The organism is Corallococcus exercitus, assembly GCF_003611585.1.
In the GTDB taxonomy this organism is placed as follows: domain Bacteria; phylum Myxococcota; class Myxococcia; order Myxococcales; family Myxococcaceae; genus Corallococcus; species Corallococcus exercitus.
On the sequence record NZ_RAVW01000312.1, the window covers coordinates 1 to 11,897 of the forward strand.

Here is an 11,897-nt window from a genome sequence, read left to right on the forward strand (position 1 = left end):
GGCCAGGGTGGCCCGGGGCGGGCGTCATCCCCACGTTGTTCCCTGGATGGACGCTCGGGCATGGACGCCCGGGCGCAAGAAAGGTGGAAGGCACGATGGCTTACGGAAAGGCGGAGGATCCGGCGCGCTCCATCACCCCGCATCTGGATGGGGTGGAGTACCCGGCGACGCGTGAGGAACTCGTCGAGGCCGCCGCGGACAGCGAGGCCCCGGTCGACATCATCAACATCCTCAAGTCCCTGCCGCAGCAGGAGTACATGTTGCGCGAGCATGTGCTGCGCGACCTGGCGGAGGCCGAACGTCGCTTCGCGATGAACGGCCTGAAGGACGACGACGGCGTGGACCGCGACCGTCGCAACATCGGGCGCGATCGCATCGAGGGTGCCTCCAACGGGGAGACGCGTCACCCGTAGTGTCGCCCGCGCGGTGACACCTTCAGCGGAACGGTGCAAGACGCTCGCGGGCGCCCTGGCTTTCTGCCAGCGTTCGCGAGCGCATGCGTCCTGGTCTCCTGTGGTGCTGTCTCGTGCTGTCGCTGGCTGCCGGGTGCAAGTCCCGGTATCCGCCGCTCAACCCCGCGCCGGGGCTGCCGCCGCCGGTGCGTCTGGACTTCAAGCCCCCCGTGGACCGCCTCCTCACCGAATCCGTGCGCGCCACCCAGACCCTCCAGCGCGAGGGCCAGCCGGAGGTGCGCGACGAGGCCGCGTTCACCACCGAGACGCGCTTCACCCCGTCCGACGGCGGCTGGCGCGTGGCCCAGGCCGTGCGCACCCCGCGCCAGGTGCATGACGGGCAGGACGTGCCGTCGCTGTCCGGCGCCGTGCTGGAGCGCTTCACGCTGCGCATGCAGCTGGCGGCGGACGGCACCTTCGTGAAGCTGGTGGGCCCGGAGGCCGCGCAGGAGGCGCTGCGGCAGGTGGCGCCGGAAGGCACCGGCCTGCCGGAGGTGGAGCGCTTCTTCACCCCGGAGGCGCTGGAAACGCGCACGCGCCGCGAGTGGGAGGCGAAGTACGCGGGCCTCTTGCAGCGCAACCTGGTGGAGGGCCAGCGCACGTGGGCGGTGGACTTCGTGGCCGTGGACGGCGAGGAGCGGGCCTACCTGCTGGAGCGCACGGTGGAGGGCACGCGGCCCACGACGTTCGGCGATGCGGTGGTGCTGTCGCTCAAGTGCCTGGACGCGCTGCCGGCCAAGGCGCCCGCGGAGCTGCGGGCCGCGTGGACGGAGGCCGGCTCACCGGAGCTTGCGAAGGGCGTGACGTGTGAAGGCGAGCAGGTGGTGGCGTGGGGCCGGTTCATCCCGGTGCGCCGCCTGTTGAAGGTGAAGGCGGTTGGGAAGGGCGGGACGCTGACGCTCACCACCGAGTCCCAGGCGGAAATGCTCCAGGAGGAAGGGCCATGAGCCACGACGAGTACCTCATCGAGGACGACGCGGGTGTGAAGCGCGTGGTGCAGGAAGCCAGGCGCGTGGCGGTGCTGGGCATCAAGACGGAGGACCACTCCGCCCAGCCCGCGTACTACGTGCCGGAGTACCTGGCGAAGGCGGGCGTGGACGTGGTGCCGGTGCCCGTCTACTACCCGGACGCGAAGGTGATTCTGGGCAAGCCCGTGTACCGCAAGCTCGTGGACATCCCGGGCGACATCGACGTCGTGGACGTGTTCCGCAGGCCCGGCGACATCGACCAGCACGTGGACGACATCATCGCGAAGAAGCCCAAGGCGGTGTGGTTCCAGTCCGGCATCCGCAACGACGACGCGGCCCGGAAGCTGGCGGCCGCCGGCATCCGCGTGGTGCAGGACCGCTGCCTGATGGTGGACCACCGCCGCTACAGCGGGCGCTGACGGCTCCGGCCGGAAAGACAACGGCCCTCCGCACCCGAAGGGCACGGAGGGCCGCGAGGCCGCGCGTGGAGGGCGGCGGCCTTCTGTCAGGCTCAGTAGTTGCCGGAGATGACCTTGGGCAGCGCCTTCTGCAGGTCCGGCAGCGGGCCAATCTGCCGCGAGTCCGCGGCCTGGGCCGTGCCGTTGTTGCGCAGCAGGCCGCGCATCTGCACGGACGTCAGCAGCCGGCCGTTGGCCTTCGCCACGCCCTGGGCGCTGACCGCGGTGCCCACGATGATGGGCGACGCGCTGGACGTGCCGCTGAAGGTGGACGTGTAGTACTGGTCCTCGCCGTACGCGCTGCCGAAGCGGTCGCCGTAGCCGGTGGTGACGACGGACTCGCCCCAGCCGTGCACGTTCACGCGCTGGCCGAAGTTGGTCCAGCACATGGGCACGCGCGTGGTGGCGGTGCTGGCGCCCACGATGATGGCGCCCGAGTCACGCGTGGCCGGGTTGAACAGGCCGCCGTAGGCCGCCGCGTCCAGGTTCGCGCTGCCGTTGCCCGCCGCCTCCACCACGACGACGCCGTTGGCGGTGGCGTTGCGGATGGCGTCGAAGTTGTCCTGCCAGTACTCCATCGCGATGTAGTTGCACTGGGACGTGTTGCACGTGCAGGCCGTGCCGTCGTTGGGGCCGCCCGCGTGCAGCTCGATGAGGATGACGCCGCCCGCGCCCACCGCCGCCGCCGCGTTGGTGATGGCGCTCGCGGTGCTCTGCGCGCCAATGGCCTCCACGCCCGGCGTCGCCGCGTTCGCGATGCCCGTCACGCCGTAGCCGTTGGACGTGCCGATGATTTCACCCAGCACCGCGGTGCCGTGGTTGCGCCAGCTCAGGTCGTTGAACTGCGTGCCGCCCACGCGGAAGAACGTGGGGAAGTCCTCGTGCGTGGTGCGCCAGCCACCCTCGATGTCCACGAACTTCACGTTGGTGCCCCGGCCGCCCGTCACCGTCCACGCGTACGTCGCGTTGACGCCGGAGGGCGCCGCGTTGAGGTAGCCCTGGTTGGCCTGGTACAGCGGCGTGGTGGGCGGCAGGTCCGCGGCCGACAGCAGCGCGCGCAGCCCCGCCTCCATGGCGAAGTTCACCATCGCCGGCTCCGCGGGCGGCGCCGCGTAGGCCGTCTCCACGCTGGAAACGCGGTTGAGCGCCGCCACCAGGTCCGCCACGGTGTCCGCGGTGGTGCCGGGCAGCAGCGGTACTTCGAAGTACAGGTTCAGGTCCGCCAGCTGCTCGCCGCTCTTCGCCTCGCCGGACACCTTGCTCGCGTCCAGCGCGGCCTCCTCGGCCTGGAACACGCGGTCCAGCGAACCGATGCGCGGCGCACGCTCCAGCAGCGCCACCACCTCCGCCACGTCCGCCTCCACGCGCGCGCCGTCCAGGCGCAGGCCGGACAGCAGCTCCCGCTCGCCGGTGCTCCGCTCGGAGGCGAGGGCGCGCAGCGCGTCGCCGCGCAGGCGCACGTGGCTGCCCTCGTGGAACTTCACCACCAGCCGCTCCACGAACGTCCCCGCGGGCAGCTCCCGCCCCGTGGGCTTCGCGACGAGCGCACGCGGCGCCAGCTTGGGCGCGGCTCCAGCAGCAGGGGCCAACGCCAGCAGGGACACAGCCATGACCGCGCCACGCAGGGGGCGCAGGGACAGCGTCGACTTCAGCATGGACTTCCTCCGGGATGGACAGCATCCCCACCATGCCACGCCGGTCTGTCGTTCAAATCAGGCTATTCTGTTATTTCTGTCCTGTTGATTTATTCGGCCCTCGTTGAACCCGTTGGGCGTGCGAAAACCCTCAGATGCTCTGCTCGAACGGGACGGGGGGCCGGGCCAGGGCGCGCTCGGCGGACAGCCGGGCCTGGTCCAGGGCGTCGAAGCCGCGCTCCAGGGTGGCGGGCGTCACCGGCGGCAGGTTGGAGGTCACGACGTAGACGGGCACGTTGCGCGTCTGGAGCACGGTGAGCTGGAGGCGGAAGTGGTCTCGCCGGAGCGCGGCGGACCCGGCCGCCAGGCCCTGCGGATAGGCCATGGGGCCGCCCACCACCTTGCGCGTCCGGCTGGGCAGGAAGTGCACGAGGATGGCGTCCAGGTCCTTACCGATGGCGCTCTCCTGGAGCGACAGCGCGGGCGCCTTGTCCACGAGGCCGCCGTCCCAGAACAGCTGGCCGTCCAGCGGCACCGCGCGGAACAGGCCCGGGTACGCGCAGGTGGCGTGGACGCGCGGGGCCAGCTCCCCGGTGGTGAACACCTGGTGCGTGCCGTGGGTGAGGTTGGCCGCGGTGAGCAGCAGCGGGTGCGGCAGGTCCTCGAAGGTGGACACCGGCAGCGTGGACTCGAGGAGGCGCCGGAAGCGCTCGCCCTTGAGCAGCCCCGTGAAGCCGTGCCCCTGGGACGCCACGTTGAGCACCGCGCCAAGGGGGTCCGGGTCCCAGAAGTTGGCCCGCGTCTGGCTGAGCACCAGCTCCTCCAGCTTCGGCATGGGCATGCCCGCCGCCGCGTACGCCGCCACCATCCCGCCCGCGGACGTGCCCGCGTAGGCGTGCGGCTTCAGGCCGGAGCCGTGCAGCCCCTTCAAGAAGCCCGCGTGGCCGTAGAAGCCGAAGTAGCCCGCGGAGAGGACCAGCCCGAACCGCTTGCCGTCGAGCAGGGAGTGCAGCGTGGAGGAGGGCGCCATGCCGGATTTCTACGGGATGGGTGCAACCCAAGGCAACGCAATGCGTTGCCGGGCCCATTGTGCCGGAGTCAGAGCATCGATATATGTTGATGGCTCGATATGGACGTCCTCTCCCAATCCTTCCGTGTCCTGGGGGACACGACGCGGCTGCGCATCCTGCGGCTGGTGGCCCAGGCGCCGCTGAACGTGACGGAGCTGGTGTCGCTGGTGGGGGTGGCCCAGTCGTCGGTGTCGCACCACCTGTCGAAGCTCAAGGGGCTGGGGCTCATCCGGGAGGAGCGGCAGGCGGGGTTCACCTACTACTCGCTGGCGCTGGAGTCGGATGACTCGCGCTGGCCGCTCGTCCGGCTGGCCCGCGAGGCGGAGGACGCGGCGGGGGACTCGGCGCGGCTCAACGACCTCTTGCGCGCCCGGGAGGACCGGCAGGCGCTCAACGAGCGGCTCCTGGAGCCCGGCCAGTCGTGGTTCCTCTGGGCGGGCGCGCTGGCGTCGCTGCTGCCGCCCCTGGACGTGGCGGACTTCGGCTGTGGCACGGGCGTGTTCAGCCGGGCGATGGCGCGGTGGGCGCGGCACGTGTGGGCCATCGACCAGAGCGAGGACGCGCTGTCCCAGGCTCGAACTCTGGCCCTGCGTGACGAACTGAAGAACATCACGTTCCTGCGCGAGGACCTGCACCGGCTGTCGCTGGCCGGTGGGCGCATGGACCTGGTGGTGATTTCGCAGAGCCTGCACCACGTGGAATCGCCTTCGGCGGTGGTGGCGGAGGCGGCGCGGCTGCTCAAGCCCGGCGGCCGGCTGGTGGTGCTGGAGCTGATGCCGCACGAAGAGAAGTGGGTGCTGGAGCGGTTGGGGCACCGGCACCTGGGCTTTTCGCCCGAAGTCCTCGAAGCGGCCCTTCGCGAGGCCGGCTTCACGTCGTTCACCCGCGAGACGCACGCGCGCGACGGGGCCAGTCCCTTCCGCGTCTTCCTGCTGACCGGAGTCAAACCGTCATGACGAGCCACATCGCCCACCCCCTGCCGCTTCCCCCCGGGGAGCACGGCCAGCGCGTGGAGGCGCTGAAGGCCGCGATGCGCGAGCGCATCCTGGTGCTGGATGGCGCCATGGGCACGCTCCTGCAGAACCACCACCTGGTGGCGGCGGACTTCGGCGGCGCGGAGTACGAGGGCTGCAACGAGCACCTGGTCCTCACCCGCCCGGACATCATCGAGGGCATCCACGCGAAGTACTTCGCCGCGGGCGCGGACGTGACGGAGACGGACAGCTTCGGCGGCACGCCGGTGGTGCTGGCGGAGTTCGACCTGGGGCACAAGGCGATGGAGATCAACATCGCCGCGTCCCGGCTGGCGCTGAAGGCCGCCAGGGCCGCGGAGGCGAAGGACGGCCGCATGCGCTGGGTGGCGGGCTCCATTGGCCCCACCACCAAGGCCATCAGCGTCACGGGCGGCATCACCTTCGAGGAGCTGGTGGACAACTTCGCCGTGCAGGCCGAAGGGCTGGCCGTGGGCGGCTCCGACTACCTCCTGGTGGAGACGGCGCAGGACACGCGCAACGTGAAGGCGGCGCTGCTGGGCATCGACCGGGCGTTCCAGAAGCTGGGCTGGAAGCTGCCGGTGGCGGTGTCCGGCACGATTGAACCCATGGGCACGATGCTCGCGGGCCAGTCCGTGGAGAGCCTGGCCACGTCGCTGGAGCACACGGACCTCTTGTACCTGGGGCTCAACTGCGCCACGGGTCCGGACTTCATGACGGACCACATCCGCTCGCTGTCGTCCATGAGCCCGTTCCCCGTGTCGTGCGTGCCCAACGCGGGTCTGCCGGACGAGAACGGTCAGTACCTGGAATCGCCGGAGATGATCTCCCGGTCGCTCAAGCGCTTCTGTGACAACGGGTGGCTCAACGTGGTGGGCGGCTGTTGCGGCACGCACGCGGGCCACATCGAGTCGCTCGCCGCGATGGTGAAGGGCTTGAAGCCGCGCACGGAGACGCCGAAGCCGCGCTCGTCGCTGTCCGGCGTGGACTACCTGGAGGTGACGGACGAGCAGCGCCCCATCATCGTGGGCGAGCGCACCAACGTCATCGGCAGCAAGAAGTTCAAGGAGCTCATCGTCGCGGGCCAGTTCGACGACGCGTCGGAGATTGCCCGCGCCCAGGTGCGGCGGGCGGCGCAGGTCATCGACATCTGCCTGGCGAACCCGGACCGGGACGAGCTGGAGGACATGCGCCACTTCCTGGAGGTGGTGGTCAAGAAGGTGCGCGTGCCGCTGATGATCGACTCGACGGACGAGAAGGTCATCGCCATGGCGCTCACGTACTGCCAGGGCAAGGCCATCATCAACTCCGTCAACCTGGAGGACGGCGAGGAGCGCTTCGAGAAGGTCGTCCCCCTGGCGAAGGCGTTCGGCGCGGCGCTGGTGGTGGGCTGCATCGACGAGGTGGGCATGGCCGTCACGCGCGACCGCAAGCTCGCCGTGGCCGAGCGCAGCTTCGAGCTGCTCACCCAGAAGTACGGCATGCGCGCGGAGGACCTGTACTTCGACCCGCTCGTGTTCCCCTGCGCCTCCGGCGACGCGCAGTACACCGGCAGCGGCGTGGAGACGATTGAAGGCGTGCGCCTCATCAAGCAGCGCTTCCCGCAGTGCCGCACGGTGCTGGGCATCAGCAACGTGTCCTTCGGCCTGCCCACCGCGGGCCGCGAGGTGCTCAACTCCGTGTTCCTGTACCACTGCGTGCAGGCGGGCCTGGACATGGCGCTCGTCAACTCGGAGAAGCTGGAGCGCTACCCTTCGCTTCCGGAGGAGGAGCGCAAGCTGTCCGAGGACCTCATCTACAACCGGGGCACGGATCCGGTGACGCCCTTCGCGGCGCACTTCCGCGAGCGCAAGCCCGCGCGCGCCCAGGTGAGCAGCCTGCCGCTGAACGAGCGGCTTCAGCGCTACATCATCGAGGGCACGCGCGACGGCCTCACCGCGGACCTGGACCTGGCGATGAAGGAGATGGCGCCGCTGGAGATCATCAACGGGCCGCTGATGAAGGGCATGGACGAGGTGGGCCGCCTCTTCGGCGCCAACGAGCTCATCGTCGCGGAGGTGCTCCAGAGCGCGGAGTCCATGAAGGCGGCGGTGAGTCACCTGGAACCGCACATGAGCAAGACCCAGGCGGCGTCGCGCGGCAAGATCGTGCTCGCGACGGTGAAGGGGGACGTGCACGACATCGGCAAGAACCTGGTGGAGATCATCCTCGCCAACAACGGCTTCCAGGTGGTGAACCTGGGCATCAAGGTCCCGCCCGAGCAGCTGGTGCTGGCGGTGAAGGAGCACCGGCCGGACATCCTGGGCCTGTCGGGCCTGCTGGTGAAGAGCGCGCACCAGATGGTGGCCACCGCGGAGGACCTGAAGCGCGCGGGCGTGGAGACGCCCATCCTGGTGGGCGGCGCGGCGCTCAGCCGCAACTTCGTGGACCGCAACATCGCCCCGGCCTACGGCGGCGGCACGGTGGCCTACGCGCAGGACGCGATGAACGGCCTGGAGCTGGCGAAGCAGATCGTGGAGCCGGGCGCGCACGCGAAGCTGCGGGATGACCTGGCCGCGCGCCGGCTGAAGCTGGCGCAGGAGGCGAAGGACCGTCCCGCGCCCGCCGCCCCGGTGCGCCGCTCGCGCAGCACGGAGGTGCCGGTGCTGGACGCGGTGCCGCCCGCGCCGGACTTCGCGCGGCACGTGCTCACCAACACGCCGCTGGATCACATCTGGAAGTTCATCAACCCGGTGATGCTCTACGGCCGCCACCTGGGCCTGCGCACGTCGTCGCGCGCACTGGGGACGCCGGCGGAGGCGGAGCTCGCGAAGACGGAGGAAGGGCGCAAGGCGCTGGCTCTGAAGGAGGCGGTGGATGAGCTGAAGACGCTCCTGCGCGGCGGCGTGATGCAGGCGCGCTCGGTGTTCCAGTTCTTCAAGGCGGCCAGCGACGGCGACCGCGTGCTCCTCTTCGACGGCACGACGGGCGAGCCGGTGACGTCCTTCGACTTCCCCCGGCAGGACAAGGACAATGGCCTGTGCCTGGCGGACTACGTGAAGCCGCTGCACAACGGCAAGCCGGTGGACGCGCTGTCGCTGTTCGTCACCACGGCGGGCTCGGGCATCCGCGAGCTGTCCGAAGGCTTCAAGGCGAAGGGCGAGTTCCTCAAGATGCACGCGGTGCAGGCCCTGGCGCTGGAGACGGCGGAGGGCTACGCGGAGCTGCTGCACACGCAGCTGCGCAGCATGTGGGGCTTCCCGGACCGGGCGGACATGACGATGCTGGAGCGCTTCCGCGCGGAGTACACCGGCAAGCGCTACTCGTTCGGCTACCCGGCGTGTCCCCGGCTGGAGGACCAGACGAAGCTCTTCGCCGCGCTCAAGCCGGAGGAGATCGGCGTGCAGCTCACCGACGGCTGCATGATGGAGCCGGAGGCGAGCGTGTCCGCCATCGTCTTCCACCACCCGAACGCGACGTATTTCTCGGTGACTTGATGCGTCGGGGGCCCGAAGCCCGGGCCCTGCCGCGCCGGACGGGTTAGATTGCCGCCATGCCTTCGCCCACCATCCGTCGCGCCGTCCAGCTCCTGCCCGCGTGTGCCACGACGGGCATCGGCAGCCTGCCGCACACCCAGGTGGAACTGGGTCTGCAAGCCGCGCTCGCCATGGACATCCCGTTCCTGCCGCAGCTGCCGGTTGGGCATCCGTCGGAGCTGATGATCCCCGCCGCGCTGGAGGGCCTGCCGGGCCTGCGCTTCGACGAGGACGGCGTCTGCACGGTGGACGTGGACGCGTGGAACAACGGGCGCGCGGCCTTCGAGGCGCGGCTGGACGCGGCGCTCGCCTCCGGGGACCTGGAGTCCTTCGAGCCCACCGCGGACGCGTGCCGCGCGTGGAAGCCGTTCCTCTGGGAGGTGGAGCACCGCAAGCTCGCCTTCGCGAAGGCGCAGCTGTCCGGCCCCTTCACGGTGCGCTCCGTGGTGCGCACCGCGACGGGCGAACCGGTCCTGTCGGTGCCGGGCCTGGACGCGGCGCTGTACCGGCTGGTGATGGTGCGCGCGCTGGCCATGGTGCGCGCCCTCAAGCGCACGGGAACCACGCCGCTGTTCTACCTGGACGAGCCCGGCCTCTACGCCTACGTGCGGCTGAACCCGCAGCACCTGCTGGCGCAGCAGGAGCTGCGGCTCCTGGTGGTGGCGCTGCAGCGCGAGGGCGCGCTCGTGGGCATCCACTGCTGCGGCAACACGGACTGGGGCGTGCTGCTGGACGCGCAGGCGGACCTGATCTCGCTGGACGTGCGGCTGTCGCTGGACGCGATGCTGGAGGAGACGGACGCGCTGAAGCGCTTCCTGGATTCCGGCGCCACGCTGAGCCTGGGCGTCATCCCCACGGACCTGGCGTCCACGTATTCGGTGGAGGAGCTGGCGGACTCGGTGGAGGCGTCGCTGAAGGCGGCGCTGCCGGGTGACATCGGCTTCTCGCGCGCGCTGTCCACGGTGCTGCTGACGCCCGCGTGCGGCCTGGCGATGCGCTCGGTGGTGGACGCGGAGCGCATCCTGGAGGAGCTGAAGCAGTCGCAGCGCCGGCTGAAGCGGGCACTCGAGTCCGAGCGCCCGGCCCTCCAGGGACTGCCGCCCGCGCACTGAAAGCGCGGGCGGCCGGAAGCGACGGACTACTGACGGCCGAGCCGCAGCTCGCGTTCGGCCTGGTGCCAGTCCTGCTCGGGGTTGCCCTGCGTGCCGCCCCGGGCCTGGAAGATCTCGTAGGCGCGGCGGGCAATCTGCTCCTGCGTGGGCGCCGCGGTCTTGTTCGTGGGCGCGCTCGCCGCGGCCACCGGCTTCTTGTCTTCGGTCCGCTCGGGAGCGGCCTTGGGCGCGGGGTTCGGTTGCGACTTCTGCGCGTTCTGACGAGCCATCGGGCTTCCTCCTGGAAAAGGCGGCCTGAAGCTTCGGACGCACCCCCGCATCGCGGAAGAGACCCACGGCGTTCGGGGTTGCCGGAGCGACATCCCAGGTCGCGAAGTGTTGAGGGACCAACGGGCCATCCCGCTCGGAAAATCCATCAGCGAAGGGGGCCTGTACGCGCGGTCCGCGAATTGAAAGGCGCCAGACGCTTCAGCGGCCGGCTGCCTTCCTGGCGTCGAGGCTCACCGCGCGCTCCGAAGCCGCGCACCCGCTCAGCCGCGCGCCGCCTTCTTCGCACTCCGGCCTGGCGTCTTCTTCGCGGAGGGCGTCGGGGGCAGGGCATCCGCGCCCATCACGCCATGGCCCAGCGCCGCGTCGAGCGCGCGCTGCATCGCGGTGCTCATGCCCAGCGCCTCCGCCTCCTGGGGCGTGCACCAGCGCAGCTCCTGGAACGCGGCGGACTTCGAGGGGCGCGTGTCGCCCGTCACGCGCAACAGCCGCAGCGTGAGGTCGCGGTGCGTGAGCTGCCGGCGCACGCTGTCCAGCGTGCCCTCCAGCGTGAGCGTCGCGCCCAGCGTCGTGGACAGCCGCTGCGTCGCCTCCGCCTCCGGCGTGTCCTCCTCCACCTCCACGGCGGGCAGCTCCCACAGGCCGCCGAAGAGTCCCTTGTCCGCGCGACGCGCGAAGAGGAGCGTGCCCGCGTGCGGCCACACGGCCAGCGCCAGGAACAGCTTGCGGGGCGCGGCGCGCACCTTGGCCGGAGGCAGCTCGTCCACGCGGCCCTTCTTGAACGCGATGCACCCGTCACGCACGGGGCACAGCAGGCACAACGGAGACTCCGGCCGGCACACCGTGGCGCCGTGCTCCATCAGCGCCTGATTGAAGTCCCCGGGCCGCTCGCCCTTCACCAGCGCGGAGGCCAGCGCCCACAGCGTGGCCTCGCGGTCGCGGTCCCCGGGCAGGCCCTCCACCTCGAAGAGGCGCGACAGCACGCGCGCCACGTTGCCGTCCACGATGGGCGCTTCTTCGCCAAACGCGATGGAGGCCACGGCCCCGGCGGTGTAGCGCCCGAAGCCGGGCAGGGTGAGCAGGTCCTCCGCCGTGGAGGGGAGCTTTCCGCCGAAGCGCTCCACCACCTCCTGCGCCGCGCGGTGCAGGTTGCGCGCGCGCGAGTAGTAGCCCAGCCCCTTCCACCCGGAGAGCACGTCGTCCAGGGGCGCGGAGGCCAGGGCCTTCACCGTGGGAAAGCGCGCGAGGAAACGCTCCCAGTACGGGATGACCGTGGACACCTGCGTCTGCTGGAGCATGACCTCGCTGAGCCAGATGGCGTACGGGTCGCGGGTGCGGCGCCAGGGCAGGTCGCGCTTGTTCCGGTCGTACCAGGAGAGCAGCGGGCCATGCAGGGCCGCGTGGCGTTCAGGGGAGACGGGGGCGGGGA

General features: G+C 70.8%; 10 protein-coding genes. 6 read left to right on the forward strand and 4 right to left on the reverse strand.

Annotated elements, in window-relative coordinates:
- Positions 1-95 precede the first annotated feature (95 nt).
- The 3 genes from D7W79_RS29975 (at position 96) to D7W79_RS29985 (ending at position 1,839) form a co-directional block, all read left to right on the forward strand.
- A complete protein-coding gene (locus tag D7W79_RS29975; RefSeq protein ID WP_120528797.1) occupies positions 96-413 on the forward strand; it encodes a DUF2795 domain-containing protein in 318 nt (105 codons plus the stop codon).
- 83 nt (positions 414-496) lie between these two features.
- Positions 497-1,399: a hypothetical protein gene (locus D7W79_RS29980; protein WP_120528798.1), complete on the forward strand. Its 903-nt coding sequence runs from the start codon at positions 497-499 to the stop codon at positions 1,397-1,399.
- Positions 1,396-1,839 (forward strand): CoA-binding protein, encoded by a 444-nt coding sequence (locus tag D7W79_RS29985; protein ID WP_120528799.1) that lies wholly within the window; start codon positions 1,396-1,398, stop codon positions 1,837-1,839. The genes D7W79_RS29980 and D7W79_RS29985 overlap by 4 nt, the downstream gene beginning before the upstream one ends.
- Positions 1,840-1,931: 92 nt before the next feature.
- Here the strand turns inward: D7W79_RS29985 and D7W79_RS29990 are convergent, their stop codons facing one another.
- Positions 1,932-3,533, reverse strand: a complete 1,602-nt coding sequence (locus tag D7W79_RS29990) for a S8 family peptidase (RefSeq protein ID WP_120528800.1) — start codon at positions 3,531-3,533, stop codon at positions 1,932-1,934.
- Between the two features lie 130 nt (positions 3,534-3,663).
- Positions 3,664-4,542 (reverse strand): patatin-like phospholipase family protein, encoded by an 879-nt coding sequence (locus tag D7W79_RS29995; protein ID WP_120528801.1) that lies wholly within the window; start codon positions 4,540-4,542, stop codon positions 3,664-3,666.
- A gap of 99 nt (positions 4,543-4,641) precedes the next feature.
- On the opposite strand from D7W79_RS29995, the gene D7W79_RS30000 reads away from it, so the two are divergent.
- The 3 genes from D7W79_RS30000 to D7W79_RS30010 are packed head-to-tail and all read left to right on the forward strand — an operon-like array spanning position 4,642 to position 10,201.
- The gene (locus tag D7W79_RS30000) at positions 4,642-5,538 is read left to right on the forward strand and encodes an ArsR/SmtB family transcription factor (protein WP_120528802.1); all 897 of its coding nucleotides are present in this window, start codon (positions 4,642-4,644) and stop codon (positions 5,536-5,538) included.
- The gene (metH, locus tag D7W79_RS30005) at positions 5,535-9,050 is read left to right on the forward strand and encodes a methionine synthase (RefSeq protein ID WP_120528803.1); all 3,516 of its coding nucleotides are present in this window, start codon (positions 5,535-5,537) and stop codon (positions 9,048-9,050) included. The genes D7W79_RS30000 and metH overlap by 4 nt, the downstream gene beginning before the upstream one ends.
- Positions 9,051-9,106: 56 nt before the next feature.
- Positions 9,107-10,201 carry a uroporphyrinogen decarboxylase/cobalamine-independent methonine synthase family protein gene (locus tag D7W79_RS30010; protein WP_120528804.1) on the forward strand — a complete coding sequence of 365 codons (1,095 nt, stop codon included), beginning with the start codon at positions 9,107-9,109 and terminating at the stop codon, positions 10,199-10,201.
- 26 nt (positions 10,202-10,227) lie between these two features.
- Here the strand turns inward: D7W79_RS30010 and D7W79_RS30015 are convergent, their stop codons facing one another.
- Both D7W79_RS30015 and mutY read right to left on the reverse strand, forming a co-directional pair.
- Positions 10,228-10,470, reverse strand: a complete 243-nt coding sequence (locus tag D7W79_RS30015) for a DUF2934 domain-containing protein (RefSeq protein WP_120528805.1) — start codon at positions 10,468-10,470, stop codon at positions 10,228-10,230.
- Positions 10,471-10,731: 261 nt separating this feature from the next.
- Positions 10,732-11,862 (reverse strand): A/G-specific adenine glycosylase, encoded by a 1,131-nt coding sequence (mutY, locus tag D7W79_RS30020; protein WP_244222048.1) that lies wholly within the window; start codon positions 11,860-11,862, stop codon positions 10,732-10,734.
- Between the last annotated feature and the right edge of the window lie 35 nt (positions 11,863-11,897).

Excerpts from the sequence above, each read along its gene's own strand:
- metH (WP_120528803.1), top strand. The coding sequence starts at position 5,535 with ATGACGAGCCACATCGCCCACCCCCTGCCGCTTCCCCCCGGGGAGCAC.
- D7W79_RS30010 (WP_120528804.1), top strand. The coding sequence starts at position 9,107 with ATGCCTTCGCCCACCATCCGTCGCGCCGTCCAGCTCCTGCCCGCGTGT.
- D7W79_RS29980 (WP_120528798.1), top strand. The coding sequence starts at position 497 with ATGCGTCCTGGTCTCCTGTGGTGCTGTCTCGTGCTGTCGCTGGCTGCC.
- D7W79_RS29985 (WP_120528799.1), top strand. The coding sequence starts at position 1,396 with ATGAGCCACGACGAGTACCTCATCGAGGACGACGCGGGTGTGAAGCGC.
- D7W79_RS29990 (WP_120528800.1), bottom strand. The coding sequence starts at position 3,533 with ATGCTGAAGTCGACGCTGTCCCTGCGCCCCCTGCGTGGCGCGGTCATG.
- D7W79_RS29975 (WP_120528797.1), top strand. The coding sequence starts at position 96 with ATGGCTTACGGAAAGGCGGAGGATCCGGCGCGCTCCATCACCCCGCAT.
- D7W79_RS30000 (WP_120528802.1), top strand. The coding sequence starts at position 4,642 with ATGGACGTCCTCTCCCAATCCTTCCGTGTCCTGGGGGACACGACGCGG.
- D7W79_RS29995 (WP_120528801.1), bottom strand. The coding sequence starts at position 4,542 with ATGGCGCCCTCCTCCACGCTGCACTCCCTGCTCGACGGCAAGCGGTTC.
- D7W79_RS30015 (WP_120528805.1), bottom strand. The coding sequence starts at position 10,470 with ATGGCTCGTCAGAACGCGCAGAAGTCGCAACCGAACCCCGCGCCCAAG.